Source organism: Variovorax trehalosi (assembly GCF_051216415.1).
Taxonomy (GTDB): domain Bacteria; phylum Pseudomonadota; class Gammaproteobacteria; order Burkholderiales; family Burkholderiaceae_C; genus Variovorax.
In genome coordinates this window covers 712,988-739,552 of sequence record NZ_JBPJZG010000001.1, presented here as the reverse complement: position 1 = coordinate 739,552, position 26,565 = coordinate 712,988, and the positions used below count along the sequence as shown (strand labels likewise).

Below are 26,565 nucleotides of genomic sequence, written 5' to 3'. Positions count from 1 at the left end.
GCGAGCCCCCCGGCGGATCAGGGATTACCTCTAGCGATTCGCGCCTCATATGTCGTCGCGACGACCGCAGCCTGGAACGTCCATCCTTAATCTTCCCTAACACCTACACAACAGCAGGAGACACCCATGCTCGCCATACCTCGCCGCCCGCACAAGCGGGTTTTTCCGTGGCCCCGTGCCCAGGTCGCCGTCGCAGGCATCGCGATGGCCGGCGCGCTGCTCGTCGCAGGCTGCGGCGGCGGGTCCGACAGCGGCCCGGTGTTTCCGTTCTTTCCCGGAGCCAACCCGCCGCCTGCCGCGCCGGCTGCGTTCCAGGTCAAGACGCTGTCATCCGCGCCCGACATGATCAGCGGCGGCGACACGCTGCTCGAAGTGACCGCGCCCGCCGGCGTTGCGCTCGACAAGGTGCGCGTGAGCCTCAACGGCAAGGACGTGACCTCGCAGGTGCCGGTCTTCAACAGCACGACCCGCGTGCTGCGCGGCCTCGTCACAGGCCTCACGACAGACCCGGCCAGCACCACCGGCAGCGTGAACACGCTGGTGGTGAGCAACGCCGATGTTGCGGCGCAGCGCACCGAGGCGAAGCTGGTCAACTACCCGATCACCGGGCCGATCCTCTCGGGCCCGCACATCTCGCCGTACGAATGCCGCACGGTGCAGAACGGCTTGGGCGTGGCGCTCGACGCCAACTGTTCGGCCACCACGCAGGTGGTCTGGTACTACCGCGCCAAGACCGGCAGCTTCAAGCCACTGGTCGACCCAACGGGCACGCGGCCGGCCGACCTCGCCGAGACCACCACCAACGACGGCTTCACCGTGCCCTACATCGTGCGCGTGGAGTCGGGCACCATCAACCGCGGCGTGTACCGGCTCGCGGTGCTCGACAACCCGGCGAAGGATTCGCCCGCCACCTGGAAGCCCGGCAAGGGCTGGAACAGGAAGCTGGTGCCCTACTTCGACTGCTGCGGCTCGGCGCAATACAACCAGGGCGTGCATCCGATCGAATCGATCCTCGACCCGATCGCCGACATCTACCTGTCGCGCGGATTCGCCTTCGTCAACTCGACCGAACTGTGGAACAACCAGCACGCCAACCCGCACCTGCAAGGCGAGACGCTGATGATGATCAAGGAGCACGTGACCGAGGAATTCGGCGAGGTGCCGAAGTGGACCGCGGGCATCGGCGGCTCGGGCGGCGCGATCCAGCAGTACCTGATCGCGCAGCTCTACCCGGGGCTGCTCGACGGCATCCAGCCGATCGTCTCATTCCCCGAGACACTGATGCCCGAGGTGATGGAGTGCCGGCTGCTCAACAATGTCTACGCGCCCGACCTGGCCATCTGGACGCCGGCCAAGCAGGTCGCGGTCAATGGCTTCAACCAGGGAACCTGCGCGGCCTGGGACGGGGCGTTTGCCAGCATCATCAAGTCCGACAACGCAAGCGGCTGCGGCTTCCTCGAACCGGGCAACGCGGCCAACGTGTTCAACCGCGCGACCAATCCGAACGGCGTGCGCTGCGACCTCTTCCAGACCAACGTCAACCTGCTGGGCAAGCGGGCCGGCACGCAGGAAGCGCGCCGCCCGATCGACAACATCGGCGTGCAGTACGGACTGGCCGCGCTCAACAAGGGCACGATCACGGTGAAGGAATTCCTCGACCTCAACGACAAGGTCGGCGGCTACGACCGCGACGGCAACGTGCAGGCGGCACGCTCGCAGGCCGATGCCGGCGCGCTCGAGGCCACCTACGGGGGCGGCTTCAAGAACAGCTTCTCGGGCCCGGGCCTCGCGAACATCCCGATCATCACGCAGCGCGGCAATGCCGATGCGACCGGTGACATCCACGACACGCTGCAGGACCTGATCATCCGCGCGCGGCTGCAGCGCGCCAACGGCCGCAGCGACAACCAGATCATCTGGACGCTGGGCTCGTCGACCTCGATCCTGAGCTACGTGGCCGATTCGATCGACCTGATGAACAAGTGGCTCGACAACATGGCGGCCGACAGCGCCGCGGCCTCGATCGACAAGGTGGTGCGCAACAAGCCCGCCGGCGCCAACGATGCCTGCTGGGACAAGAGCAACAAGCGCATCGACGAAATCGCATCGCAGGATCCGGCCGCGAAGTGCAACGTGATCTATCCGCGCTTCAGCACGCCGCGCATCGTGGCCGGCTCGCCGCTGGTGAACGACGTACTCAAGTGCCAGCTCAAGCCGGTCAACGCTGCCGACTACGCGGTGACGATCGCCGGCGCCGACCTCGCGCGCCTGCAGACGATCTTCCCGAGCGGCGTGTGCGACTGGAGCAAGCCCGGCGCGGGCCAGGAGCCGCTGCGCGGCACCTACCTGCGCTTGCCGCTCAACTGACGGCTTGCCCCTGGCAGCTGCTCCACGCGCTCTGCCAGGAAGTCCACCAGCACGCGCACGCGCAGCGGCTGGTGGCGGCGCGGGGCGTAGAGCAGGTGCACTTCCTGCGCCGGCCCCGTGTGTCGCGCGAGCACGCGCACCAGGCTGCCATCGGCCAGATGGTCGGCCACCATCCACGTGGGTTGCAGCGAAATGCCGGCACCACCGAGCACGCTGTCGAGCATGGCGACCGCGTTGTTGACCCGGTAGCGGCTGCGTACCGGCACGGTCACCGCGCCTTCCGGGCCCTGCAGCAGGACGCCGTCGTCGCCCGCGGCATAGCGGATGTAGTCGTGCGAGAGCAGGTCCTTCGGATTGCGAGGCTTGCCATGCGCGGCCAGATAGGCCGGTGATGCGACGAGCACACGCGGCCACGAACCGAGGTGCTTCGCAACGAGGTCCGGTGGTAGCAAACCGCCCACGCGCAGCGAGACGTCGATACGCTCCTCGCGCGGATCGACGAAGCGGTCATCCAGCACCAGCTCGAGTTCGATGTCCGGATAGAGCCGCAGGAACTCCACTGCCATCGCATTGAGGTACCGCTGCCCCATCGTGACCGGCGCACTCACGCGCAGCAGGCCTTGCGGCTGCTGCACCTGCTCGCGCGCATCGGCAACGGCATCGCCGTAGTCCTCCAGCACGCGGCGGGCGCGCTCGTGGAAGCGCTGCCCTTCTTCCGTGAGGCTCAGGCCGGTGGCCGCGCGGCGCAGCAGGCGAACGCCGAGCGAGCGCTCCAGGCCCGCGACCAGCTTGCTGATGGTGGGCTGCGTGGTGTCGAGCGCGCGGGCCGCGCCCGAGAGGCTCCCGAGTTCGACGCTGTGCACGAAGGCCGAGAGTGCGCGCAGGGTTTCCATGGTGTATTCGATTCGGGAATGTGTTGGATGCAATTTTGCCACCTACCCATCCGAACGCGCATGGAAGAAAGTCGAGGCCTCGCTTCACTTTCAAGGACACGAACATGCATGCATCCACCTTCGGATCGATCCTCAAGCACGGTGCCGCGGCGCTGACTCTCGCGGGCATCACCGCCGTATCGGCAGCGCAGACCACACCGCCCGCACCCACGTACTGGAGCCCCAGCTGGATGGCCAGCACCCAGCCCATCTGGGGCGGCGACTTCGTGCTGCCGAGCGGCCTGCCCTTCCAGTTCAACCGGCAGACCATTCGCCAGGTGGCGCGCCTGAGCATCGGCGGCGCGAAGCTGCGCGTGGTGATCAGCAACGAAGGCGGCACGGCGCCGCTCTACATCGGCGCGGCCCGCGTGGCGCGGCATGGCGAAGGTTCGGCCATCGTCGAAGGCACCGACCGCGCCGTGCGCTTCGGCGGGCAGGCCGAGGTGACCGTGCCGCCGGGTGCTCGGCTGGTGAGCGATCCGGTCGACTTGCCGCTGCCCGCGTTCAGCGAGGTTGCCGTATCGCTCTATTTGCCGAAGCCCAGCCAGCCCGCGGGTTTTCATTTCGACGCGCGCGAGACGGCGTATGTCGCCAGCGGTGACCTGACCGGCGTTGCCAAGATGCCGCCGGCCGCATCGCAATGGAGCACGCGCGTCTACGTCAGCGGCCTCGTGGTCGAAACACCCACGCCGCCGGCCACCGTCGTCGCATTGGGTGACTCGATCACCGATGGCAACGGCTCCACGCCCGGCGCCAACACCCGTTGGCCCGATGCGCTGGCCGAGCGCCTGGCCCCGCGCGGCGTCGGCGTGCTGAACGCCGGCATCTCCGGCGGCCGCCTGATGAAGGACGGCATGGGCCGCGCCGGCCTCGAGCGCGCCGGGCGCGATGTGTTCACGCAGCCGGGCGTGCGCGCCGTGATCGTGCTGCTGGGCACCAACGACATCGGCTGGCCCGGCGGCCCCTTCGCGCCGCAGGAGCCGGCGATGCGCGCGGAAGAACTGATCCAGGGCTTCCGCCAGCTGATCGCGATGGCCCGCGCCCACAACGTGCGCATCTTGGCCGGCACGATCACGCCCAACGAGCGCGGGCTGGAAGGCACGGCGCTCGAAGGCCACCACTCGCCCGAGAAGGACAAGGTGCGCCAAGCCGTGAACCGCTGGATTCGAGAAAGCGGCGCGTTCGATGCGGTGGTCGACTTCGATGCACTGCTGCGTGATCCGGCCCGGCCGATCCGTTTGAAGGGGGCGATGGACTCGGGCGACCACCTGCATCCGGGCGACGCCGGCTACAAGGCGATGGCGGCCGCGATCGACCTCGACGCCCTGCTCGGCGACCCTCGATAGGCTGCAAATATACTGTACATAGATACAGTGTTTTCTCTAGAATAGATCGTCTCCAAGAGCAACATTCGAGGCGACTCCATGACCACCGCCAATCCGCCTGCGCCCTCGGCGCAGGTTCTTTTTTTCTCTTCTTCACCCGTCCGGCGGCACCCGATGCAGCCGCGGCAACGTGCAGGCCGCATCTCGACCTGGCCCTTCCGCGTGGTTCGGGAACACGGCCACGGCGATAGCAACGAGAGCGATGACGTCCGCGTTCAGGCGGCGCGCGTCATCCGGACGACGGCCGAGCATTGGTGGCCGTCGGAAACCTGAACCCGCCTGTTCATCCTTCTTTCTCCAGGAGAACTGCAATGGACGACTTCAACCGTGGCGATGTTTTTCCGAACGACCCCGAACCTGACTGGGATTCCCCCTCTTTCGAGCGGCAACGGCACCTTCTCATCGCGCTGTTTCCAGAGCCCGACGTGCAAGCGGCCATTGAAACGCACCGCAAGGACTGGATCTGGCCCAAGGGCCACTACTTTCCCCGCAGCCCGCGACTGCACCTGACGCTCCACTGTTTCGGCGACCAGCCGAAGGCTGTCGAAAAGCGGCTGCTCGAAGCGCTCGCCCAGGTTCGGGTGCAGCCCATGAACCTCGTGCTGGACAGCTCACGCACATGGCGCAACGACATCGCGGTGCTGCAGCCGGCCGAGCACGGCGCCTTGCGCACCCTGCATGCCGACATCGGCCGTGCTGTCCGGAAGGCGGGCATCGTCACGGAAACGCCGACGTTCACGCCGCACATCACCATCGCCCGACGAACCGAAGGCGCGGCCTATCCGATGAGCCTGCCGCCGATCCCATGGCGCGTGAGGAAATTCCTGCTCGTGCGCTCGTTCACTTCTCATCCGGTCGAGCACCACGTGCTGGGCACCTACGAGGCCGACGAAGAAGACGACGTCTGACATGGGTCAGTCAGCTTTCGTGGCCTTATCGGGTGAGACAATTTTCGGCGCCCATCGAACGAACGCCATCACCCCTGCATGCTGACACCACCCGATATCGCCCAAGACGCCATTCAAAAGTGTCTCGCCGAAACCTACGGCCTCCAGGCGACACGCACTGAATTCCTTCCGCTGGGCGCAGACATTCATTCAGCGGTCTTCCACGTGCAGGCGAACAACGGCACGGCGTACTTCCTGAAGCTGCGCAGCGGCGATTTCGACAAGACGGCCGTTGCCGTGCCTGCCTTTCTCCACCATGACGAAGGCATCGGCGCAGTGATGGCGCCGCTGCCGACAACGGACCATCAGCTCAGCGTGCAACGCCACGGGTTCGACTGGATGCTCTACCCCTTCTTCGAAGGCCAGAACGGATTCGAACGCGCCTTGACGGCCGCGCAATGGGCCGCCCTCGGCGCGGCACTGGGCGCCATTCATCGCACCGAGCTGCCTCCCGCCCTGCTCGCAGGCATCCCCAAGGAAACCTACGCGCACCGCTGGCGCGAAGGCGTCAGGCGCTACCAGCGCCGCTTCATCAATGGCTTCGTGGGCGACGCCATCGTCCAGCGGTTCCACGCCTTCTGGGCGCAACACGACGAGGAGATCGACACCATCGTCTATCGCAGCGAGCAGCTCGCGTCGATCCTGCTGGAGAAGGCATTGCCACAGGTCGTGTGCCACGCCGACATCCACGCAGGCAACGTGCTTCTCGGCGATGAAGACCAACTGGCCATCGTCGACTGGGACACGCTCATCCTCGCGCCGAAGGAGCGCGACCTGATGTTCATCGGCGGCGGTGTCGGCCACGTCTGGAACCAGCCGCAGGAAGAAGCCAGCTTCTACCAAGGCTACGGCGCCGCGGAAATCGATGCGGTCGCGCTCGCCTACTACCGCCACGAGCGCATCGTCCGCGACATCCTCGAGATCAGCGACCAGGTCTTCGATGCCTCCGCAAGCACCGAAGACCGCGAAGAAGCCATGCGCCAGATGGCGAGTCAGTTCCAGCCCGGCGACGTCGTCGCCATCGCGCACCGGAGCTACGAAGCCGTCACCTGATCCGCTGCTGATCCGCTAGATCAGCATGTCCTGCACATCCTCGTCGAACCCCGCAATCGGCTGCGCCTTCGCCAGCGCCAGCCAGACCGCGAAAGGAATGCGCTCGATCGGGCGATGCACCGCGGCGCGCGCCACCACGAGGCGCTCGCCTTCGAGCACCAGCACGCCGCACTCCGCGGGAATCTCCTCGGGCGTGGCGATGCAGCGGCCGCGCGCATCGTTGCCCAGCACGTACCAGCACTCACCGCCCAGGTCGAGATAAGCCGCGCGCTTGTCGGGCTTGCGCAGGTCGCCCAGCAGGTCGGCGCGGCTCACCTTCACCTCGTGGACGATTGGGTGCGCATAAGCCTCGACGCTGGTATTGCGGATCGAGAACACATCGGGCCGCGCCATGCACCAGCGCGGCTTGCCGCCCTCTTCCAGCGGCGGCAGGCGCGCGCGCAGGCCGAGGCCGCGCCATGCGATGCGGCCGCCGCGCGTCATCTCGCGTGCCACGCGTTCGACCAGCGCCTCATGCGGCGTCAGCGCCGCGCGGTTGATGGTGAGCGTGGTCGCGATGCGGGCAATGCCGGCATCGGTCACGCGCAGGGTCTCGTGGCCGTGCGATGTGCGCACGCGTTCGAGGAATCCACCGGCCAGCAGCTCGACCTCGATGGCGTCGCAGCATGGCCAGCCGGCCGAGCGGTAGATCTCGCGCAGGCGCCTCGCATGCAGCTTGCCGAAAGGCACCGTGGCGGTCGCTGCCGCCACCTGCATCGGCGGCTCCACCACGGGCGGCGTCGTACCAGGGTCGGTGATGGGCGGCACGACCGGCGGCGGATCGCCTTCGGGCGGCGGCGGTGGTGGCGGCACCACGGGGTTGGGCACATCCGGTGCCGGTGGCGGTGGACCGATCGGCGTGGCGACGACGGGGTCGATGGCAAGTGCGAGTGCGGACATGGGGGAACAGGTTAGCGAAAAGTCGTGGGGCGCGCGAGGCGTGGAACGATCGGTTGCATCCATCGCCATCGCCCGTTCAATGGAAATCCCGGCTGGTGTTGCTCTGCGCGAGCCGGCCCATGAGCGGCGTCAGGTCCTTGAAGCCGGTGGCGATCAGGTGCTGCACCTTGCCGCCGCTGTCGTCGTCGCGCTGCCATGTGCCCTGCACCGCGAGCAGGTGCGACTTCAGCAAGGGCTCACGCCACGCGTCGATGACATGGTTCCAGACGATCACGTTGACGTTGCCGGTCTCGTCCTCCAGCGTGACGAAGATCGTGCCGTTGGCCGTTCCGGGCCGCTGGCGTCCTTTGACGATGCCGCAGGCGCGCACGGTGCGGCCGGTGGGCTGCGCGCGCAGTTCCTCCGCGCTCATCAACTTCATGCGCGCCAGACGCGGGCGCAGCAGTGCGAGCGGATGGCGGCGCAGCGTGAGGCGCATCGCCGCGTAGTCGCCGACGATCTCCTCGCCCTCGGACGCCGCGGGCAGCAGCAGCACCTGCTCGTTGATCGGCACGCCCTTGAGCAGGGCCGGCGAGCGATGCTGCGCGGTAGCGTCCCACACCTGCTGGCGGCGATGGCCCGAGAGCGACATCAGCGCATCGGCCGCGGCGAGCGCGGCCATGTCCTTGCCGTCGAGTTCGGCGCGCAGGGCGAGGTCTTCGGTGCTGGTGAAAGGGGCCTGGGCGCGGGCTTCGAGCAAGCGCTTGGCGCCTTCCTTGCTGAGGCTGGCAATGCGGTTCAGGCCGAGCCGCACCGCGGGCTGGTTCTCGTTGCCCAGGCGCTCGGCGTAGCGCGCGTCGGTGCCTGGCGGCATGCGCGGCGCATCGGGGGCGCGGGGTTCGAGCGTGGTGTCGATGTCGCTGCAGGTGACGTCGACCGGGCGCACCTCGACGCCATGGCGGCGCGCGTCCTGCACGAGTTGCGAGGGGCTGTAGAAGCCCATGGGTTGGGAGTCGAGCAATGCGGCGAGGAAGCAGGCGGGTTCGTAGTTCTTGAGCCAGCTGCTGATGGTGACCAGCAGCGCGAAACTCGCGGCGTGGCTTTCGGGGAAGCCGTAGTCGCCGAAGCCGAGGATCTGTTTGAAGATGGCTTCGGCGAACTCGGCTTTGTATCCGTGAGCTGTCATGCCATCGACGAGCTTCTTGTGGAATTTTTCGAGTCCACCCTTGCGCTTCCACGCCGCCATGGCACGGCGCAGTTGATCCGCTTCGTCAGCAGAGAAGTCGGCCGCGATCATGGCGATCTGCATCACCTGCTCCTGGAAGATCGGGATGCCCAGCGTGCGTTCCAAGGCAGGCCGAAGTTCTTCCTTTTCGTAAGTGATCGCCAATCCCTTGGCCACCCGCTCACGCTGCTTGAGATATGGATGGACCATGCCCCCCTGAATGGGCCCCGGCCGCACGATCGCGACCTCAATCACCAGGTCCTCATAAGTCTTCGGTTTCAATCGAGGCAGCATCGACATCTGCGCCCGGCTCTCGATCTGGAACACGCCGATGGTGTCGGCGTCGCAGATCATGTCGAACACCTGCTGGTCGTCGTTGGGGATGTGATGCATCTCGACCATCGAGCCCCGCCAGCGGTTCATGTGATCGAGCCCGCGGCGGATGGCGCTGAGCATGCCGAGCGCGAGCACGTCGACCTTGAGCATGCCCATGGCTTCGAGGTCGTCTTTTTCCCATTGGATGACCGAGCGGTCTTTCATCGACGCCTTCTCGACCGGCACCAGCCGCGTGAGCTTGGTGTGCGTCAGGACGAAGCCGCCGACGTGCTGGCTCAAATGGCGCGGAAAGCCCTTGAGCCGCTGCGTCATCTCGATCCATTGCACGAGCTTGAGTTCGTCCTCCTTCACGCCGACGCGTGCGGCCGCCTGGAACAGCTGCTCGCCGAGCACGGTGTCGTCGAACCAGTAGTGGTCCTTGGCGAACTCGTCGATCAGGCGTTCATCGATATCGAGCGCCTTGCCCACGTCGCGCAGTGCACTGCGCGAGCGATAGCAGATGACGACAGCAGCGATGGCAGCGCGTTCGCGGCCGTACTTTTCGTAGATGTACTGGATGACGTCTTCGCGACGTTGATGTTCGAAATCGACATCGATGTCCGGCGGCTCATTGCGATGGCGGCTCAGAAAGCGCTCGAACAGCAAGGTGCCCTTGTCGGGGTTGACGGCAGTGATGCCGAGGCAGTAGCACACCGCTGAGTTGGCCGAAGAGCCGCGCCCCTGGCAGAGGATGTGCCGCGAACGCGCGAAACGCACGATGTCCTCCACCGTGAGAAAAAACATCTCGTACTTGAGCTCGGCAATCAGCACGAGCTCTTTCTCTACCTGCTCGCGCACCTTGTCGGTAATGCCATTCGGGTAGCGCACTGCCGCTCCCTCCCAGGTCTTGCGCACCAGCGTCTGCAAGGGCGTCTCGCTGCTGCCCACGGTTTCCAGCGGGTACTTGTAGTTCTCCCGGATCACCGCCGGATCGAACCTGCACCGCCCCGCCACCACCAGCGTGTTTGCCAGCATCCCGGGCAGATAAAGCTCCGCCAGTCGAACCCGCTGCCGCAGATGCCGCTCCGCATTCGACTGCAGCGCAAAGCCGCACTCGGCCACGGTCTTGCCTTCGCGCACCGCCGTCAACACGTCGTGCAGCGGCTTGCAGGCGTGCACATGCATGTGCACATCGCCGGCCGCCACCAGCGACACGCCCGTCTGCTCGCTCGCCTGCATCAACGTGACGAACCACAGGTCGTCGTCGAGTTCGTTGAGCATTTCCACCGCCAGCCAGAGGTTGCCTGCGTAAAGCGCCTTGGCGGCCAGCAGGTCTTCATGCAGCGTGGCGACATCCATCGCGCCGCCCGGGTTGCGCTGCGGCACGAAGAGCACCTGGCAGCGCTGCAGCGAGGCCACGTCGCTGCCCTCCCAGCTCACGCGGTACTCCCCCTTGGGCAACTCGGTGTTGCGCGCGGCGGTGATGAACTCGCAGAGATTGCCCCAGCCCTCGGTGTCGTTCGCGATCACCACGAGCTTGAAGCGTTCGAAGCGGAACTCGCTGCCGAACAGCAGCCGGAAACCGGGGTTGCGCGGGATCGGCGGCTCGTTGGGGTACTCGCGTTCGTACTCCTCGAGCTTCGCAGGCAGGTCGCGCAATGCGACGTATGCACGCACGATGCCCGCCACCGAGCATTCATCGGTGATCGCCAGCGCCGAGTAGCCCAGGTGATAGGCCCGTTCCACCATGTCCTCGGGCATCGAGGCGCCGCGCTGGAAACTGAAGTTGGTCAGGCAGTGCAGCTCGGCATAGTCGGGCAACCCCGGCACCGGCTTCTGCCGTTGCGGCAGCACATGCACCTTGGCAGGCATGAGCGCCCGCATCTGCTTGCCGCTGGGATCAGGCATAGAACCCCTGCAGATACCAGCGCACCTCGCCCGAAGAAAAGCGCGCGGAAGGCCGCTCGCGAAAGATCCAGACCAGGCCGGCCTCGGGGCTCTCGGCCACGTAGTAGTCGCGCATCGCCGGCTGGCCGCCGTCTTCCTTGCCGCCCCACCAGCCGGCCTCGACGCGCTGCGGCCCGATCAGCTTGCTCAGCGGGCCGCGGTAGCACGGGCGCTCGCCGTCCATCTCGAGCAGCAGGGGTTCGGGCAGCAGCCACGGCGGGTAGATCGCATCGGGCTGCTGCGACTGCGAAGCCGCGGCTTTCGCTTGCTTGCGGGCCTTGTCGGGCACGGCCTTCTCTTTCTGCAGCGCGGGCCGCCATGCCTGCTTGCGCTCGGGCCGATGATCGGCCTCGGCGCACGGCACCACCACCTGGTGCGCACCGAGCCGCACGCTCAGGCGCTCGACCATCTCGTGCAGCTTGTCGCCCTTGCGGTTGTCCTCGGGCAAAAAGCTGGTGCTGGCGCCGGCCCACGGATCGGTTTCGAGCGTGCGCAGCCGGAGCCAGCTTGCGGGCGCCGCGAGCGTGGTGAGGGCGAGCTTTTCCGACAGCAGGCGACGCAGGTGCGCGAGGTCCTGCGTGGGCTCTGCCGTACGCACGGTGACCTGCTGGTGCGGCGGCAGGTTCACGCCGTTGAAGCGCTTGAGGTCGAGCGTCCACTGCAGCTCGAGCGCACGCGCGCCGCGCTGGCGGGCGCGCAGCCAGATCTGCAGGGCCGAGAGCAGGCGGTTGGCCGACCACATGAGTTCGGGCGCGGTCTCGGCGAGGGCGGGCAGCTCCAGCTTCTGCTCGAAGACGTCGGGCAGCGTGAGCCAGTCGTGGCTTTCGGGAAGCAGGCCCCAGGCCGTGTCGAGCGCTGCGCGCAGTTCGGTGCCGAAGCGCCGCGTGAGGCCGCCGCGCGGCAACGCGGCCACATCGCCCCAGGTGCGGCAGCCCAGGCGCGCGAGCAGGTCGAGGTGCGGATGCGCGGCGGTCAGCGTTTCCAGCGGCAGGCCGGCCGGCACATCCTTGGGCCGTGGCTCGTTGATCTCGAACAGACGTAGCCGCGCGAGCGCGATCAGGCTCGTGGCGCCCTGCGCGCCGAGCATGCGCACGTCGGGCGCGGGGTTGGCGGCGACCAACTGGCGCATCAGCTGAAGCCGCCCGCCCCACAGGCGCTCGCAGGCCGAGACTTCGAGCATGAGCGCCTCGTCTTGCCAGGCGACGTGCGGCGTGTATTCCAGCGCCCACCAGCCGAGGGCTTCGGGCGTGGGCAGCTGCGGAGCGTCGGGCGCGTTGGCTTCAAGCGACCACCGCAATGCGATCCAGTGCATTGGGGCCTCCTTTCCACGCATCGATGCGGACCACGGTCGCTGACGTTGCCGTGTCGCCGATCGGCACCGTGCCCTGTTGCTGAAGACGCAGCTTGCGGCGCAGCCGGGCGGCGGCGAGCAATGCGGTCATGCGCTCGTTGCGCGCCGGCAGCATCACTGGCGCAGCCAACGGCGGGCCGCGGCGCTTGAGGATGTGCAGTTCGATCTGCGATGCATCAGCCTCGCAACTCTCCACCTGAAGACGCAGCCGTGCCGGCGAAGCCCCCTGCGCAGCCGACTCGGGCCTGCACACGAAGAGCATCACGTCATGCTGGGCGGCCGCCAGTTGCAACCGCCGTAGCTCGCCCACCCGCGCCTGGGGCAGCCAGGCCAGCACGGCGGCCACGTCCGCGCAGCGCAGCGCCTGCTCGCAGGCCCAGAGCCGCGCGGCCGGCGCATCGCTCTTGACCCACATCAACGCCTCCACCGGCAGCCCCTGCGCCGCGAGCGACGGCCCGCAGGGCTCGTAAGGCGCGCCAATCAGCACGACCGGCCCGCCGCGCGCCTCCACCGCCTGCGCCAGCGCGGGCAACAGCAGCCGCCAGACATGCGCTTCAGGCGCGCTTTGCAACAGCTCCGTCATCGCGCCGACCGGCCAGCCGCCGCCGGGCAACTCGGCGTCGAGCGCGGCGTGGCCGGTCGCGACGACCTGCGCGTCGGCCAGGCCGAGTTCGTCGGCATGCCAGACGCCACGGCCCGCGGCGGCGGAAAAGGAGTCGAGGAAAGGGAGGCCCATGATCGGATATTTAGCTGTATTTTTATACAGTATTTCCTGAGCCGCAACCGGAGATCGATTTACTCAGGAGGCGCCGCCCCTTAAGATGAATTGTTAACAGTTTGTGACCATGACACACAAAAAGATTCAATTCCTGGCCTCGGCCCTCGCCGCCTTCGTCCTCGGCCTCTCGCCCGCCGCCCAGGCGCAGACCGGCAAGCCGATCCTGATCGGCCAGACCTACGTGCAGACCGGCCCGCTCGCGTCGCTGTCGACCGAGCCGCTGGTCGGCATCCGTGCCATGTTCACCGCGCTGAACGCGAGCGGCGGCATCAACGGCCGGCCGGTCGAGCTGCGCCAGCTCGACGACGCCTACGACCCCGCCAAGGGCGCCGAGAACGTCAAGACCTTCGCGAAGGACGGCGCCATCGGCGTGCTGATGCCCATCGGCACCTCGTCGTCGGTCGGCGCGATCAAGGCGGCCAACGAGCTGAAGATTCCTGTCGTCGGCCCCTACACGGGCGCGGGCCCGGTGGTGAAGTTCACCGAGTACGGCTTTCCGGTGCGCATCAGCTTCGACGAGGAGTACAGCCGCATCGTGAACCACCTGTTCACCATCGGCCTCTCGCGCATCGCCTTCGCCCACAACGACAACCCCGGCGCGCGCTCGGCGATGGAGAGCACGCAGAAATTCATTGCAGAGCGCGGCGAGAAGATGGTCGGCAGCGTCGCCATCAAGAACGACGGCTCCGACGCGGCAGAGCGCGCCGCCGAGCTGGCCAAGCTCAAGCCCAAGGCGGTGGTGCTGTCGGCCACCAACGACGTGGCCGCCAAGTTCATCACCGCCTACCGCGCGGCGGGCGGCGAGACGGCCTTCTATTCGTTCTCCTTCCTGAACGGGCAGAAGCTCTTTCAGGACATCAAGAAGGACGCGGCCGGCGTGGTCATCTCGCAGGTCGTGCCCTACCCGTGGAACAGCGCGATGCCCGTCATCGGCGAGTACCAGGCGGCGATGAAGAAGATCGGCGTGAACGAGTTCAGCTACGCCAGCCTGGAGGGCTACGTCACCGCCAAGGTCATGGTCGAAGGCCTTAAGCGCGCGGGCGCGAACCCGACGCCCGAGTCGCTGCAGAAGGGCCTGGAATCGTTCAAGACGCTCGACATCGGCGGAATCGCGGTGTCGTACCGGCCCGGCGAGCACCGCGGGCTGACCTTCTCCGAACTGTCGATGCTCAAGGCCGACGGGCGCTACCTGCGCTGAGGTCTTCCGCCCGACGGCCTCGCGGGCGCAGAATTTCGTTCGTGACAACGCCCTCCACGAACGAACCCCACCTTCCTGCAGTGACGCGCGCGCAGTTGCTGCGGCTCGGCGCGGCACTCTGCGCGGACGCCGCGCTCCCCTCCTTCGCCCAGCAGCAACAAGGCAGGCCCGCGATGCAGATGACCACCCGCCCCATTCCCTCCACAAAGGAAGCCCTGCCGGTCGTCGGCTGCGGCACCTGGATCGGCTTCGACCAGCGCCCCGGCACCGACGAGTACAAGCGCCTGCCCAGCGTGCTCGATGCGCTCTTCGCGGCAGGCGGCACGGTGATCGACAGCTCGCCGATGTACGGCCGCTCCGAGGAAACCACCGGCGAACTGTTGGCCGCAGCCAAGCCACGCACCAAGCCCTTCCTCGCCACCAAGGTCTGGACCTCGGGCCGCGAAGCCGGCATTGCGCAGATGGAGCAGTCGTTCGCGCGGCTGCGCACGAAAGAGATCGACCTGATGCAGGTGCACAACCTCGTCGACTGGCGCACCCACCTCGCCACCCTGCGCGGCTGGAAGGAGAAAGGCCGCGTGCGCCACATCGGCATCACGCACTACACCGCCTCGGCCTACGACGAGGTCGAGGCCGTGCTGCGCGCCGAGAAGCTCGACTTCCTGCAGATCAACTATTCGCTCGACGCGCGCGATGCCGAACAGCGCCTGCTGCCGCTCGCGGCCGAGCGCGGCGTGGCGGTGATCGTCAACATGCCCTTCGGCGGCGGCGGCTTGCTGCGGCGCCTGCGCGACAAGCCGCTGCCCGCCTGGGCCGGCGAGATCGGCTGCACGAGCTGGGCGCAGGTGCTGCTGAAGTTCGTGCTGAGCCATCCGGCCGTGACCTGCACGATCCCCGGCACGAGCCGCGCCGAGCACATGGCCGACAACGCCGCGGCCGGCGCAGGCACCTTCCCCGACGCGGCCTTCTGGCGCCGCGAGGCCGCCGCTATTCGAACTTGACGTTGTGCTCCCGCACCGTCGCGCCGAAGGCGTCGTACTGCGTGCGGAAGAACCCGGCGAACTTCTCGGGGCTCATGCCGTAGCCCTCGAAGCCCTGCTGCACCAGCTGCGCATGCACGTCGGACCGCTTGAGCGTGTTCTGCAACTCAAGCGAGAGCCTGTCGGTGATCGCCTTCGGCAACCCCGGCGGCCCGAAGAAGCCGGCCCACGGCGTGATCGTGAGCTTGCCCAGCCCGAGCTCGCCGCCCGTCGGCACATCGGGCAGCAAGCCGCTGCGCTGCGGCAGCAGCGTGACCAGCGCGCGGATGCGCCCCTCCTTCACGAAGCCCGGCGCCAGCGTGCCGGTGGTGAACATCATGTGGATCTGCCCGCCCAGCAGGTCGGTCATGGCCTGCATGTCGCCCTTGTAGCGCGCGTTGACCACCTTGCGGTCGCCCAGCAGTTGCAGCATCGCGAGCTCCGAGGCGCTGTTGCTCGATGCCGAGTTGTAGGCGCCGGGCTTGGCCGCCACCATCGCCAGCAGCTCGTTCACGCTTTTGGCGGGCAGGCTCGACGGCACCACGAGGAACATCGAAAACTGCCCCGCCGAACTGATCGGCGTGAAGGCCTTGAACGGGTCGTAGGGCGAAGTCGGCCGCAACGTGGGCGCGGCGACCATCGCGGTGTTGGTGCCCATCAGCAGCGTGTAGCCATCAGGTTTCGCCGATGAGGTGGCCTGCGCCGCGAGCACGCCGTCAGCACCCGGGCGGTTCTCCACGATCACCTGCTGACCGAGCTGTTTCGACAGCCCCTCCGCGATGATCCGCGTGAGCGAATCGGCGCCGCCGCCGGGCGCGAAGCCGACGATCAGCCGCAGCGGCTTGTTCGGATAGGCGTCGGCGCTCCAGGCCACCGCACCGGGCAGCACCGTCGTTGCAAGGGCCGCCAGGGCCAGGTTTCTGCGTCGCATGAAAGCCTCCTTGGTTCAGAAGATCAGAAGAGGTGCCGCACGCCGAACTCCCACCCCGACGAGCGCATCCCGCCCGCCGGCGCCACGCCGCCGCTCACCACGTAGCGTGCCTGCCCGCTGTTCATCAGCCGCGCGTAGGTGCCGTAGAGCGCAGTGCGCTTGGAGAGGTTGTGCACGTAGCCGATGCCGAACTGGCGCGCGTCGTCGCGGTTGCGCGGCATGCCGTTGGCGTTGCGCAGGCTCTCGTCGCTGCGGTCGTCCAGGTACGCGTAGCTCACGCGGATGCGGCCGACCTCGAAGGCGGGGATGTGCGCGCCGATCTCGGCGGTGTTCTTGCGCACCGTGCCGCCCGCGAGCTTCACCGTCACCTTGTTGTAGAGCGCGAAGAACTTCGCGAAGCCCGCATCCCACGAGCCGCCGATATTGGCGTGCGTGTAGTTGCCGATGGTGGAGGTGGCGTTGAAGTGCGAGCGCGTCACGGCCGCCGCGATGTCGAACGCGCCCGAGGCGAAGCCGAAGCGCGCGCCGCCGAAGTTGCCGTCGTCGCGGTTCGGTGCGGTGGAGTCGTTCTCGCCGGTGCCGATCATCGCCATGCCGTAGAAGCCGCCCAGCTTGGCCGGCAGCCAGTAGCTCACCGTGTTGCTGCCGGTGATGGCCGTGGGCAGCGGGCCGGTGCCCGCGCCCGAAAAGGTGAGGTTGCCCGCACGCGCCACGCCGTTGGCGTTGAAGGGGTCGAAGTAGATGCTGTTGTAGTGCGTGGGAATGAAGTCGTGGCCCAGCCGCACTTCGCCCAGCGAATCGTGCGAGAGGCTCACGAAGGACATGCGGTCGAAGGTGATCGGCCCCGCGGTGCCCGCGCCGCTCGTCTGGTTGTTGCTGTTGCTCGGGCGGCCGGTGCCGAGATCGGGGTTCAGGCTGCCTTCGAGCCAGAAGCCCGCGCGCAGGCCGCCGCCCAGATCCTCGGTGCCGCGAAAGCCGATGCGGCTGGTCGAGAGTCCGCCGTTCGACAGCGCCTTGACCGTGCCGCCGCCCTCGCCTTTGGTGTACTGCACGCCGAGGTCCATCACCCCGAACACGGTGACGCTCGATTGCGCATGCGCCGCGCCGCTGCTGGCGAGGCCGATGGCCGACCACATCAAAAGTCTCTTCATGGTTTCTTGTCTCCTGCTCTTTTCTTGGTTGAAAACTCTGGAATCGCGCGCAGGGCTGCGCCACCGGGTGCGCACGGGGTGCGCACCGGTTGACGAAGCCGGGGTGAAAAAGGTCTAGCCCGAGAGCTCGGGGCGCTCCGTACGCTCGGTTCTCACGAGCACCGCGCCCTTGGACAGCGGGCTCACGTTGCGCCGGTACTGCTGCAGCCAGCCGGTGTCGAAGGCCGGCGGCGGCGCCTGCCAATCGGCGCGGCGGGCGGCGAGTTCGGCGTCGGTCAATGCGATGTCGAGGCGGCGCGCGTCCAGGTCGATGGTGATCACGTCGCCGTCGCGCACGAGGCCAAGCGGTCCGCCGAGCGCGGCCTCGGGCGACACCTCGGCCACCACGAGCCCCTTGCACACGAGGCCCGAGAGATGCCCGTCAGTCAGCAGCGCGACTTGGTCGCCCAGCCCCGCGCCATCGACCGCGAACACCACGCGCGATGCGCCGCCGCCCATGGCCGGGCCGCCGCACGCGCCGGCACCGCGCATCACGACCACCTGGCCCGGCACGATCTCGTTGTTCTTAAGCGCGGCGATGGCGGCATCCGAAGTCCAGAAGCACACGGCCGGGCCGGTGAAGCGCCGCACCTTGCGCTCGGCGATGCCGGTCTTGATGAGGCCCGACTCGGGCGCGAGGTTGCCGCGCAGGAGCACGATGGCCGGCAGCGGCGCGACCGGACGGTCGATGGAGCGGATCACCTCGGCGTCCATCACTTCGGCGTGGCGGAGGTTGTCGGCGACAGTGCCGCCGGTCACCGTGAGCGCGCCTGTGTCGAGCAGCGGCGCGAGCTGCTTCATCAGCGCACGGCAACCGCCCGCCGCCTCGAAGGCTTCGATCGAATGCTCGCCGATGGGCCGCACGCCGGCGAGCACCGGTGTCGTGGGGCCGAGGCTTTCGAAGAGGCCGTACACGTCGACGCCGCACTCCCCTTCGGTCGATATCGCCTGCAGGTGCTTGGCCGTGTTGAGCGAGCCGCCGACGGACAGCACCGCGCGCACCGCGTTGGCGAATGCGCCTGGCGAGAGGATGTCGCGCGGCTTCAGATCGTCCAGCACCATCTGCACGATGCGCGTACCTGCGGCACGCACGTCGTCCATCATCTTCGGGCTCAGCGCGGCGACCGGCGCGCTGCCGGGCAAGGCCATGCCGAGCGCCTCGCAGACGATGTGCATCGAGTTCGCCGTGCCCAGGCCCGAGCACACGCCCGGCCCGCGGATCGCCTCGCGGCTCATGCCGACCAGCTCTTCCACCGGCAGGTTGCCAGTGACCGCGTGCATCGCGCCGATGAACACCTCCTCGATGTCCATGTGCTTGCCGCGGTACTCGCCGCTGGGCTGGTAGCCGCAGGGAACGAGCAGCGCCGGAATGTTGAGACGCGCCGCCGCCATGAGTTGCCCCGGCACGGTCTTGTCGCACGAGGTGAGGCAGACCATGCCGTCGAGCTGCGCGCCTTCCACGGCCACCTCGATGTCGTTGGTCACCAGGTCGCGCGCGCCGAGCATGTAGGCGCCGCGCGCGCCCGCGCCGGTGATGAAGTCGCTGGGCGCCGCGGTGCGGATCTCGAACGGCACGCCGCCCGCCGCGCGGATCGCGGTCTTGATTTCCGCCGCCACCTTGTCGAGGTGACTGAAGCACGCGGCCAGCTCCGAGGAGCTGTTGACGATGGCGATCTTGGGCTTCTCGCAGTCCTCTTCCGGAATTCCGAGCGCGCGCCAGTGCGCATTGCGCACCGACCACAGATAGGAACCGCGCGGGAAGTTGCTGCGCAGGGGGCGGGTCATGGGCGGTCTCCGTTCTTCTTTTTGGTGATCTCGATCACGCCGCGGTCGGCGTCCACGCGCACCCAGTCGCCGGTCTCGATGCAGGCGAGCGGGTCGCGCTCGAAATCGGTCATCGAGGGCGAGTGCGTGACCACGGCGCCCAGCGCCATCTTGGTCGTCATCTCATTGAACAGGAACGCCGCGGGCGCCGAGTTCATGAGCCGCGTCATGTGGAACATCGCGGACCAGCCCGACGAGCCCTTGGCCCCCGGGAACACCAGCACCTTGCCCGCGAAGCTCTGGCCACGCAGTTCGTGCCGCGTCTCGATGACGGTGCCGGTGCGCGGGTCGATGCCGCCCCATCCAGAGATGCGGTCGCGCGTGACCAGCGCCTCGCCTTCCGCGACGCCGCCGACCACCTTGCGGCCGCGGATCACGATGGTGTTTTCAGTCATGACTGCATCGCTCATGCGTAGCCCCCGTTCCAGCGGCCGGTGCAGGCTGCATCGACGCATTCGGCCGTGGTCCCGAACCACGCCTGCACGCCGAGGATGGCGGGCAGGTAGTGCGCCTGCTTGGCGGAATCGAGCGCCACCGTCTTCGTGCCCTTGGGCACGGCGCGGCTCATGGCCGAGCAGCTGTCGGTCATGAGAATGCCGCCCGCGTCCTCGATGATCTTGGTGTAACCGTTGCGGTCGGCCAGCGACTTGATGGCGCGCGGCGTGAAGATCCACAGCTCGCAATCGGGGTGAACCTTGCGCCCTTCGATGAGCTGCGCGGCCTCCCAGATCTGCTCGATGGTGTAGTGCGGGCAGCCCAGCATCACGTACTGCACCTCCGCATCCTTGCCCGTCACATTGATCTTCTCGTAGGTCGCGCGGCGCTCGGCCTCGCCGTAGCGCAGCACCTCGATGGGTACCTTGCCGCCGAGTGCCTGCTCCAGCGTCAGCGCCTCGGGCGTGACACCGGCGATGTGGTACATCTCCACGCCGCCCGAGGACGACGCGGCCGCGCCGAAGTGCTTGAGCCTCGGTAGATTCGGCACGCGGCCGATGCCGCGCTTGCTGTGCACCACCGGCACGCGCTCCTGCACGTGCTCGCCGATGTAGTAGCCGAGCAGGCCCCAGTCCTGCACCGACTCGACCTCGATGTCGAGCTCGATCACATGCGTCGCACGGCGGTTCTCGTCGAGGTGGTAGCCCCAGTACGGAATGCGGCCGGTGAGCATCGCCGCGCCCGTGCTCTCGCGGCCTTCGGTGTTGGTGCGTGCACCCAGCACCGAATTGCAATACACCACCGCCGACGATTCCATCCACGCGCAGTGCTCGCCGCGCGTCGGGATGTTGCCCACCTGGTAGGGCGTGCAGGTGTTCATGATCTGCGCGCCGAGGCCGGCCGCATGCCGTTCGCTGCGGTTGTAGAACTGCACGATCTCCTCGCTCACGCCCATGCGCTCGGGCTGGCCGGGGTCGAAGCCCAGCTGCAGGTGGCTCGTGAAGACCTTGAACTTGGGGATCTCGACCGTCTCCTGGCTGTCGAGGCTGAATTCGGAGAACACCGCGTCCATGCCGCCGCCCTGGGCGAGCGCGAAGTCGCGCTGGAAGGGCGTGGTCGAGGTGATGGTGGCGCAGACGTTGCGCGTCTCGACCAGTCGCTCGGCGCCGAGGGCTTCGCCATAGCGCATCAGGAGGTCCATCGCCTTCTGCACGGCCGGTCCGTCGCGGCCGTCGTACATGGCTTTTTCTTCGTTGCTCAGGTGCATGACCTGTGTCTCCGTTCTTCTGTCGTCGTGGGGAATGAACCCCGGCCGGGTTGCTAGCCCGGCAAGGGCGTGGGCACGTGCCCGCCGATGTCGCGCGCGATGGTGAGCGCGATGTCGTGCAGGCGCGGTGCGAGTTCGTTGCGCAATCTGTCTTCGGTGAACACGAAGGCGGCGCCACCGCCGTTGAGCGCCATCACCTCGCCGTCGGGGCCGATGAGCGGCACCGACACCGAGTTGATCTCGCGGTGGAATTCGCCGAGCGAAAGGCAGTAGCCCAGGCGCCTGGCCTCGTTGATGGCGCGCGTCATGGGCGCGGCGATGCCGTCCCACTCGGGGCCGCGCAGGAGGCGCATCGAATCGACCAGCTGGTTGCGCTGCACATCAGGCAGCGCCGAGAGGTACGCACGCCCGAGCGCCGAATTCGGCAACGGCGCGCGCGAGCCAACATCGAGCCGCGCCGACAGCATCGACGAGCGCGGCCGGCAGGCTTCGATCAGCACCATCTCCATGCCGTCGCGTATGGCGAGGTAGACCGAGGCACCGACCTCCTCCGCCATGGCCTGCATGCTGGGCCGCGCGGCGGCGCGCACGTCGAGGCTGCCGAGGAACACGCGCGAGAGCGACACCACGCCCGGCCCGAGCATGAAGCGGTCGGCCACCTGCGCGGGCTTGAGCATGCCCAAGGTGAGCAGCGTCGCGACCAGACGGTTGACCGTAGGGCGTGGAATGCCGGTCATGCGCGCCACATCGGCGTGGCCCAGCACCGGCCGCTCTTCGCTGAAGCAGCGCAGCACCGAGATGCCGCGCTCCAGCGCGCTCACGGTGTCGGAGCGCTCGCCGCGCGCATCGGCGGTCGCGTCGGCGGAGGAAAGAGAGCTGTCGTTTTTGTCGTTGGACATGGAGGGACCCTTTGAACGCTTTGCAAGACTCTGCAATGTAGAGGCTTGCGAAAGCGGATCGACCGGGTTCATGGCGAAGGTTCTTAGGCGCTGGCTTCGGCCGCGACGGATGCCACGCCCTGCCCCGCACCCGCCCGCAGGTACACGCCCTGCGCCAGCAATTCGGACTGCAGCGCGCCGACGTCGATAAAGCGCGGCGCGATGCCGCCGCGCGACGCCAGCGCCGCCGCCACGCCCGCGGCCTGCCCGGTGATCCAGCACTGCGGAATCTCGCGCATGAAGCCGTGCGAGTTGCGGTCGCACGAGATGTGGCGGCCGCAGGCCACGAGGCCGTCGAGTTGCTGGGGCACCAGTGCGCCGTAGGGAATGGAGATGTTCGGGAATTTCGGCGACACCGCAGGCGTCACGCCGATCTCGTCCGCCAGCGCCACGCCATCGGGCCACTGGCTGCGCAGCACCGCGCCCACGCCGGTGAGGCGCCGCGCATGGCGCACGCCGATCTGCGGCGCGCTCAGCATCAGGTAGGCGTCCTCGAAGCCGGGCGCGTGCGCCTTGAAGTAATCGAGGTGCGCGGCCATGGCACGGTGCGAACGCACTTCCACGGCAGTGAGGTCGTCCACATCGAGCGCCGAATAGCCCGACTGGCGCGGCCCCATGAAGAGCGCCACGTCGTTGCGCCACGAGACGAAGGGCCGCTCGAAGAGGCCCAGCTGCTCGCGCCCGCGCGCCATGAAGCCCGCGAAGGCCTCGGGCTGGCCGGCCTTGAAGTCGATCCAGCGGTTCATGTCCACGCCGCCGAAGAGCCAGGAGGTGTTCATGCAGTGGTGCACGTCGGCCTCTTCGATGTCGTTCACGTAGGCGGCGCCGGCGCGGGCGAACAGGTCGCCGTCGCCGGTGGCATCGACCACCACGTCGGCCATGATGGCCATGCGACCTTCCTTGCTCTCGAAGACCACGCCCTTCACGGCGCCGTCCTGCACGATCGGGATGGCGGCCCACGAGTGGTAGATGAGCTTGACCTTGCGCTCCAGCACGATCTCCTGCGAGAGCAGCTTCAGGCGCTCGGGGTCGATGGTGGGCGACCAGGTGACGATGCCGTGATAGGCGGCGGTGCGCTGCGACCAGTGCGCAGCCTTGGCCACGTCCTGCGAGCCCCAGTCTTCGCGCTGCGGGCCGGCGATGGCGTCGGCGGGAAGGCGATCGAACAGTTCTTCGGCGAAGCCGCGGATCACCAGCTTGCCTTCCCAGTCGGTCATGCGGTCGATCCAGATCACCAGGCCGCCGGTGGAGAGGCCGCCCAGATGGTTGTAGCGCTCGAGCAGCGCCACGTCGGCGCCCGCGCGGGCGGCGGCAGCGGCTGCGGCGGTGCCCGACGGACCGCCGCCGACCACCAGCACGCCGCAGCGGTGATAGACCGGAATGTTCTTGCCGGGCTCGACCCAGCTGCCGTGGTCAGGGCGCTTGACGCGGCTGTCGCGGTCGAAGATGTCGGAGGACAGGATGCGCTCGTCGGTGCGGACGACAGTTTTCATGGATAGGTGTCTTGGATGGGCTGTTTCGCTGTATTTTGATTTCAATGTTCATTTTGTCAAATACAAAAGGCCATAAATGTCATTTGTTTGGGGTATTCCCTAGTCAATATGGATTTTTATGATTTTCTAAATCAATATAAGAAGAACATTCCAACGGAGACATCGATGAAGAAACTCAACGGCACCCGCCGTGCATTCGGCTCGGCCCTCAGTGCCGCGGCTTTGCTGGGCCTGGCGCCGCTCGCGTTCGCGCAGGACTTTCCGTCGCGCAACAAACCGATCCGCATCGTCGTGGGCTTCACCGCCGGCGGCGGCACCGATGCGCAGGCGCGCATCGTGGCGCAGAAGCTCGGCGAGGTGCTGGGCACCAGCGTGATCGTGGACAACCGCCCCGGCGCGAGCACCATGCTCGCGGCCAACGAGGTGTCGCGCGCGCTGCCCGACGGCTACACGCTGCTGTACGCGCCCTCCTCCACGATGGCGCAGAACCCGCACACCTTCGCGCAGGTGCCCTACGACCCGTTCAAGGACTTCACCGCCATCTCGATGGGCGGGCGCGGGCCGCTGGTGCTGTCGGTCAGCACCACGGTGCCCGCCAACAACGTGAAGGAACTCGTGGCCTATGTGAAGGCGAACCCCGGCAAGGTGAGCTACGCCTCGTTCGGCGCGGGCACCTCGTCCCACATCTACGGCGAGGCCTTCGTGAAGAAGACCGGCGTCGATGCGGTGCATATTCCCTACAAGGGCGGCTCGGATGCGGCGAAGGACCTGATCGGCGGGCGCGTGCAGTACATGTTCGACTCGGCTTCGTCGGCGGTCATCACCTCGGCCTCGGGCAAGGTGAAGATCCTCGCCATCGCGGCGAACGCGCGCATCTCGGCGCTGCCCGACGTGCCCACCTTCGCCGAGCAGGGCATCGCCGGGCTCGACCTGCCGAGCTGGCTCGGTTTCTACGGACCGGCGCACATGCCGGCGCCAGTCGTCGCCAAGCTCAACGCGGCGCTCGCGCAGGTGCTGGCGATGCCGCAGGTGCGCGAGTTCTATCGCACCGGCGGCTACGAAGCGGGCGCGACGACGCCGGAAGAATTCGCCGGCATCACCCGCACGACCTACGACCGTTGGGGCGCGATGGTTCAGCAGGTAGGCTTGGCCAAGCAATGACCGCAACCTTCTTCATTTCCAGGCGCCGCATCGCCGCGTGGCTCGCACTGGGTGCGGCCGCCCTGCCGCTGTCTTCGCTCGCAGCCTCGCCCGCGGCCTTTCCGGAAAAGGGCCGCAGCATCCGCATCGTGCTCGGCCTGGCGGCAGGCGGCGCCTCCGACTCGCAGGCGCGCTTCGTCGCCAACAAGCTCGGCGAGGTGCTGCAGACGCCGGTCATCGTGGAGAACCGGCCGGGCGCGAGTTTCATCCTCGCGACCGAGGAAGTGATTCGCGCGGCGCCCGACGGCTACACCTTCATGTACGCGCCCTCTTCCGTGGTCGCGCAGAACCCGCAGACGCTGGCGCAGGTGCGCTACGACCCGTTCAAGGACCTCACACCCATCTCGCTCGGCGCGCGCGGCCCGCTGGTGCTGACGGTGCACACCAGCGTGCCGGCGCGCAACGTGCAGGAACTGGTCGCCTACATCAAGGCCAACCCCGGGAAGATGAGCTACGCCTCCTTCGGCACCGGCACTTCGTCGCACATCTACGGCGAGGCCTTCGCGCGGCAGGCGGGCCTCGACGTGGTGCACGTGCCCTACAAGGGCGGCGCCGATGCGGCGAAGGACTTTCTCGCGGGCCGCGTGCAGTACTACTTCGACGCGGCGCCCAACGCCATCCAGAACACGGCCACCGGCAAGGTGCGCATGCTGGCGGTGGCGGCCCCCAAGCGCAGCGCGATGCTGCCCGACGTGCCCACCATGACCGAGCAAGGCGTGAGCGGCGTTGACATGGCCAGCTGGCTCGGCTTCTACGGCCCGGCGCGCATGCCGGCGCCGGTGGTCGCCAAGCTCAATGCGGCGCTCGCGCAGGTGCTCGCGATGCCGGCCACGCGCGACTTCTTCCGCCAGGGCGCCTACGAAGCCGAATCGTCGACCCCGCAGCAGCTGGCCGACCTGACGCGCACGACCTACGACCAGTGGGCCGAGACCATCCGCAAGCTCGGCCTCACGAAGCAGTAGCTCGCGCGCAATTCAGCCGAAGAACTTCAGGAGCCGCGCGTTGGTCTCGGCGGCGCGCTCGTACTGCACCCAGTGCCCCGCGCCGTCGACGACCACGCCTTCGCGGTTCGGCCCCTCGCTCGCGAGCAGCGCCACCAGCGGGCGCGGATCGGCCGTCACGTCGTACTCGCCCCAGAGCAGCAGCGTCGGCACGCCCAGCGTGTCGATCGCCTTGCGAAGGCCGCCGGCCTGCGACACCTCCTTGCTGCGAAAGCGCGTGCCGTGGCACGAGATGTCGTGGATCTCGAAGGCCAGCGCGTCGATGGCCTCGGTGTCGTGCAGCATCAGCGCGCCCAGGTTGTGCAGCAGCGCGGCGCGCTCGGCCTCGCGGTCGGGGGCAGCGCGCCAGTTGATCATCTGCGCCGTCATGCGGCGCAGCGTGCCGTGGCCGCCGCTGCCCAGCAGCGCGAGCTTTCGCACCGCGCCGCGCTGCACCGCGAACCGCGCGGCAGTGAGGCCGCCGAAGGAGAAGCCACCCAGGTCGATGGGCGTGCTGGCGCCGACGAGTGCATCGAGCGTGCCGCCGAGCGCCTTCAACAAAGGCAGCAGGGAGTCTTCGCCGGGTGCCACGCGCGGCAGCGCATCGGAATCGTGGAAGCCCGGCATGTCGGGCAGCAGCAGCGTGCGTTCGGCCGAGAGTGCCTCGGCATTGCGCAGCCAGTGCATCCAGCTGCCGTGGCCGCCGTGCAGCAGCACGATGGGTGGTTTCGTCGTGTCGGTGCCGAAGCGGCGCCAGCGCACGCGTATGCCTTCGTGCACCGGGTCGTGATGGGTGGAGAGCGCGTCGATGCGCGCGATTTCGCGTTGGGCCGCGGAGGCGTCAGTAATCGGGAGCATCGCCCGATTTTGCC

22 protein-coding genes are annotated in these 26,565 nt (G+C 67.8%); 9 read left to right on the top strand and 13 right to left on the bottom strand.

Annotated features, from left to right (window positions below):
- Positions 1 to 126: 126 nt before the first annotated feature.
- A complete protein-coding gene (locus tag ACSFA7_RS03485; RefSeq protein ID WP_435498090.1) occupies positions 127 to 2,367 on the top strand; it encodes a DUF6351 family protein in 2,241 nt (746 codons plus the stop codon).
- Here ACSFA7_RS03485 and ACSFA7_RS03480 read toward each other — a convergent pair.
- Entirely contained in the window at positions 2,343 to 3,260 is a 918-nt protein-coding gene (locus ACSFA7_RS03480; protein ID WP_435498089.1) for a LysR family transcriptional regulator, read from the bottom strand. The genes ACSFA7_RS03485 and ACSFA7_RS03480 overlap by 25 nt on opposite strands.
- Before the next feature lie 104 nt (positions 3,261 to 3,364).
- On the opposite strand from ACSFA7_RS03480, the gene ACSFA7_RS03475 reads away from it, so the two are divergent.
- The 4 genes from ACSFA7_RS03475 (at position 3,365) to ACSFA7_RS03460 (ending at position 6,684) form a co-directional block, all read left to right on the top strand.
- Positions 3,365 to 4,645 carry an SGNH/GDSL hydrolase family protein gene (locus tag ACSFA7_RS03475; protein ID WP_435498088.1) on the top strand — a complete coding sequence of 427 codons (1,281 nt, stop codon included), beginning with the start codon at positions 3,365 to 3,367 and terminating at the stop codon, positions 4,643 to 4,645.
- A 78-nt stretch (positions 4,646 to 4,723) separates the two neighbouring features.
- The gene (locus ACSFA7_RS03470; protein WP_435498087.1) at positions 4,724 to 4,957 is read left to right on the top strand and encodes a hypothetical protein; all 234 of its coding nucleotides are present in this window, start codon (positions 4,724 to 4,726) and stop codon (positions 4,955 to 4,957) included.
- 38 nt (positions 4,958 to 4,995) lie between these two features.
- Positions 4,996 to 5,592: a 2'-5' RNA ligase family protein gene (locus ACSFA7_RS03465; protein WP_435498086.1), complete on the top strand. Its 597-nt coding sequence runs from the start codon at positions 4,996 to 4,998 to the stop codon at positions 5,590 to 5,592.
- A 78-nt stretch (positions 5,593 to 5,670) separates the two neighbouring features.
- Complete coding sequence (locus tag ACSFA7_RS03460; protein ID WP_435498085.1) at positions 5,671 to 6,684, top strand: phosphotransferase family protein; 1,014 nt, start codon at positions 5,671 to 5,673, stop codon at positions 6,682 to 6,684.
- 15 nt (positions 6,685 to 6,699) lie between these two features.
- On the opposite strand, the gene ACSFA7_RS03455 is transcribed toward ACSFA7_RS03460, so the two are convergent.
- From ACSFA7_RS03455 to imuA, 4 genes are all read right to left on the bottom strand, one after another.
- The gene (locus ACSFA7_RS03455) at positions 6,700 to 7,623 is read right to left on the bottom strand and encodes a hypothetical protein (protein WP_435498084.1); all 924 of its coding nucleotides are present in this window, start codon (positions 7,621 to 7,623) and stop codon (positions 6,700 to 6,702) included.
- Positions 7,624 to 7,699: 76 nt separating this feature from the next.
- Positions 7,700 to 11,050 (bottom strand): error-prone DNA polymerase, encoded by a 3,351-nt coding sequence (locus tag ACSFA7_RS03450; protein WP_435498083.1) that lies wholly within the window; start codon positions 11,048 to 11,050, stop codon positions 7,700 to 7,702.
- On the bottom strand, positions 11,043 to 12,401 hold the full coding sequence (locus ACSFA7_RS03445; RefSeq protein WP_435498082.1) for a Y-family DNA polymerase: 1,359 nt from the start codon (positions 12,399 to 12,401) through the stop codon (positions 11,043 to 11,045). The genes ACSFA7_RS03450 and ACSFA7_RS03445 overlap by 8 nt, the downstream gene beginning before the upstream one ends.
- Entirely contained in the window at positions 12,370 to 13,176 is an 807-nt protein-coding gene (gene imuA / locus ACSFA7_RS03440; protein ID WP_435498081.1) for a translesion DNA synthesis-associated protein ImuA, read from the bottom strand. Before imuA ends, ACSFA7_RS03445 begins: the two co-directional genes overlap by 32 nt.
- A gap of 109 nt (positions 13,177 to 13,285) precedes the next feature.
- Here imuA and ACSFA7_RS03435 point away from each other — a divergent pair, with 109 nt between their 5' ends.
- Both ACSFA7_RS03435 and ACSFA7_RS03430 read left to right on the top strand, forming a co-directional pair.
- Positions 13,286 to 14,416 (top strand): ABC transporter substrate-binding protein, encoded by a 1,131-nt coding sequence (locus ACSFA7_RS03435; protein WP_435498080.1) that lies wholly within the window; start codon positions 13,286 to 13,288, stop codon positions 14,414 to 14,416.
- Between the two features lie 80 nt (positions 14,417 to 14,496).
- Positions 14,497 to 15,417 (top strand): aldo/keto reductase, encoded by a 921-nt coding sequence (locus ACSFA7_RS03430; protein WP_435498886.1) that lies wholly within the window; start codon positions 14,497 to 14,499, stop codon positions 15,415 to 15,417.
- Here ACSFA7_RS03430 and ACSFA7_RS03425 read toward each other — a convergent pair.
- From ACSFA7_RS03425 to ACSFA7_RS03395, 7 genes are all read right to left on the bottom strand, one after another.
- A complete protein-coding gene (locus tag ACSFA7_RS03425; RefSeq protein WP_435498079.1) occupies positions 15,404 to 16,366 on the bottom strand; it encodes a Bug family tripartite tricarboxylate transporter substrate binding protein in 963 nt (320 codons plus the stop codon). The two genes, ACSFA7_RS03430 and ACSFA7_RS03425, sit on opposite strands and share 14 nt — an antisense overlap.
- A 23-nt stretch (positions 16,367 to 16,389) precedes the next feature.
- The gene (locus tag ACSFA7_RS03420; protein WP_435498078.1) at positions 16,390 to 17,517 is read right to left on the bottom strand and encodes a porin; all 1,128 of its coding nucleotides are present in this window, start codon (positions 17,515 to 17,517) and stop codon (positions 16,390 to 16,392) included.
- Positions 17,518 to 17,631: 114 nt separating this feature from the next.
- Positions 17,632 to 19,341 (bottom strand): dihydroxy-acid dehydratase, encoded by a 1,710-nt coding sequence (ilvD, locus tag ACSFA7_RS03415; protein WP_435498077.1) that lies wholly within the window; start codon positions 19,339 to 19,341, stop codon positions 17,632 to 17,634.
- The gene (locus ACSFA7_RS03410; RefSeq protein WP_435498076.1) at positions 19,338 to 19,790 is read right to left on the bottom strand and encodes an aconitase X swivel domain-containing protein; all 453 of its coding nucleotides are present in this window, start codon (positions 19,788 to 19,790) and stop codon (positions 19,338 to 19,340) included. The genes ilvD and ACSFA7_RS03410 overlap by 4 nt, the downstream gene beginning before the upstream one ends.
- On the bottom strand, positions 19,787 to 21,082 hold the full coding sequence (locus ACSFA7_RS03405) for an aconitase X (RefSeq protein ID WP_435498075.1): 1,296 nt from the start codon (positions 21,080 to 21,082) through the stop codon (positions 19,787 to 19,789). Before ACSFA7_RS03405 ends, ACSFA7_RS03410 begins: the two co-directional genes overlap by 4 nt.
- 53 nt (positions 21,083 to 21,135) lie before the next feature.
- Positions 21,136 to 21,981 carry an IclR family transcriptional regulator gene (locus ACSFA7_RS03400; RefSeq protein ID WP_435498074.1) on the bottom strand — a complete coding sequence of 282 codons (846 nt, stop codon included), beginning with the start codon at positions 21,979 to 21,981 and terminating at the stop codon, positions 21,136 to 21,138.
- Positions 21,982 to 22,064: 83 nt separating this feature from the next.
- A complete protein-coding gene (locus ACSFA7_RS03395; RefSeq protein ID WP_435498073.1) occupies positions 22,065 to 23,513 on the bottom strand; it encodes an FAD-dependent oxidoreductase in 1,449 nt (482 codons plus the stop codon).
- A 165-nt stretch (positions 23,514 to 23,678) separates the two neighbouring features.
- On the opposite strand from ACSFA7_RS03395, the gene ACSFA7_RS03390 reads away from it, so the two are divergent.
- Both ACSFA7_RS03390 and ACSFA7_RS03385 read left to right on the top strand, forming a co-directional pair.
- Complete coding sequence (locus ACSFA7_RS03390) at positions 23,679 to 24,674, top strand: Bug family tripartite tricarboxylate transporter substrate binding protein (RefSeq protein WP_435498072.1); 996 nt, start codon at positions 23,679 to 23,681, stop codon at positions 24,672 to 24,674.
- Positions 24,671 to 25,675 (top strand): Bug family tripartite tricarboxylate transporter substrate binding protein, encoded by a 1,005-nt coding sequence (locus tag ACSFA7_RS03385; protein WP_435498071.1) that lies wholly within the window; start codon positions 24,671 to 24,673, stop codon positions 25,673 to 25,675. Before ACSFA7_RS03390 ends, ACSFA7_RS03385 begins: the two co-directional genes overlap by 4 nt.
- A gap of 12 nt (positions 25,676 to 25,687) precedes the next feature.
- On the opposite strand, the gene ACSFA7_RS03380 is transcribed toward ACSFA7_RS03385, so the two are convergent.
- Positions 25,688 to 26,551 carry an alpha/beta fold hydrolase gene (locus ACSFA7_RS03380; RefSeq protein ID WP_435498070.1) on the bottom strand — a complete coding sequence of 288 codons (864 nt, stop codon included), beginning with the start codon at positions 26,549 to 26,551 and terminating at the stop codon, positions 25,688 to 25,690.
- Positions 26,552 to 26,565: the final 14 nt, after the last annotated feature.

Coding starts and splice junctions, on each gene's coding strand:
- ACSFA7_RS03485 (WP_435498090.1), top strand. CDS start 127: ATGCTCGCCATACCTCGCCGCCCGCACAAGCGGGTTTTTCCGTGGCCC.
- ACSFA7_RS03480 (WP_435498089.1), bottom strand. CDS start 3,260: ATGGAAACCCTGCGCGCACTCTCGGCCTTCGTGCACAGCGTCGAACTC.
- ACSFA7_RS03475 (WP_435498088.1), top strand. CDS start 3,365: ATGCATGCATCCACCTTCGGATCGATCCTCAAGCACGGTGCCGCGGCG.
- ACSFA7_RS03470 (WP_435498087.1), top strand. CDS start 4,724: ATGACCACCGCCAATCCGCCTGCGCCCTCGGCGCAGGTTCTTTTTTTC.
- ACSFA7_RS03465 (WP_435498086.1), top strand. CDS start 4,996: ATGGACGACTTCAACCGTGGCGATGTTTTTCCGAACGACCCCGAACCT.
- ACSFA7_RS03460 (WP_435498085.1), top strand. CDS start 5,671: ATGCTGACACCACCCGATATCGCCCAAGACGCCATTCAAAAGTGTCTC.
- ACSFA7_RS03455 (WP_435498084.1), bottom strand. CDS start 7,623: ATGTCCGCACTCGCACTTGCCATCGACCCCGTCGTCGCCACGCCGATC.
- ACSFA7_RS03450 (WP_435498083.1), bottom strand. CDS start 11,050: ATGCCTGATCCCAGCGGCAAGCAGATGCGGGCGCTCATGCCTGCCAAG.
- ACSFA7_RS03445 (WP_435498082.1), bottom strand. CDS start 12,401: ATGCACTGGATCGCATTGCGGTGGTCGCTTGAAGCCAACGCGCCCGAC.
- imuA (WP_435498081.1), bottom strand. CDS start 13,176: ATGGGCCTCCCTTTCCTCGACTCCTTTTCCGCCGCCGCGGGCCGTGGC.
- ACSFA7_RS03435 (WP_435498080.1), top strand. CDS start 13,286: ATGACACACAAAAAGATTCAATTCCTGGCCTCGGCCCTCGCCGCCTTC.
- ACSFA7_RS03425 (WP_435498079.1), bottom strand. CDS start 16,366: ATGCGACGCAGAAACCTGGCCCTGGCGGCCCTTGCAACGACGGTGCTG.
- ACSFA7_RS03420 (WP_435498078.1), bottom strand. CDS start 17,517: ATGAAGAGACTTTTGATGTGGTCGGCCATCGGCCTCGCCAGCAGCGGC.
- ilvD (WP_435498077.1), bottom strand. CDS start 19,341: ATGACCCGCCCCCTGCGCAGCAACTTCCCGCGCGGTTCCTATCTGTGG.
- ACSFA7_RS03410 (WP_435498076.1), bottom strand. CDS start 19,790: ATGAGCGATGCAGTCATGACTGAAAACACCATCGTGATCCGCGGCCGC.
- ACSFA7_RS03405 (WP_435498075.1), bottom strand. CDS start 21,082: ATGCACCTGAGCAACGAAGAAAAAGCCATGTACGACGGCCGCGACGGA.
- ACSFA7_RS03400 (WP_435498074.1), bottom strand. CDS start 21,981: ATGTCCAACGACAAAAACGACAGCTCTCTTTCCTCCGCCGACGCGACC.
- ACSFA7_RS03395 (WP_435498073.1), bottom strand. CDS start 23,513: ATGAAAACTGTCGTCCGCACCGACGAGCGCATCCTGTCCTCCGACATC.
- ACSFA7_RS03390 (WP_435498072.1), top strand. CDS start 23,679: ATGAAGAAACTCAACGGCACCCGCCGTGCATTCGGCTCGGCCCTCAGT.
- ACSFA7_RS03385 (WP_435498071.1), top strand. CDS start 24,671: ATGACCGCAACCTTCTTCATTTCCAGGCGCCGCATCGCCGCGTGGCTC.
- ACSFA7_RS03380 (WP_435498070.1), bottom strand. CDS start 26,551: ATGCTCCCGATTACTGACGCCTCCGCGGCCCAACGCGAAATCGCGCGC.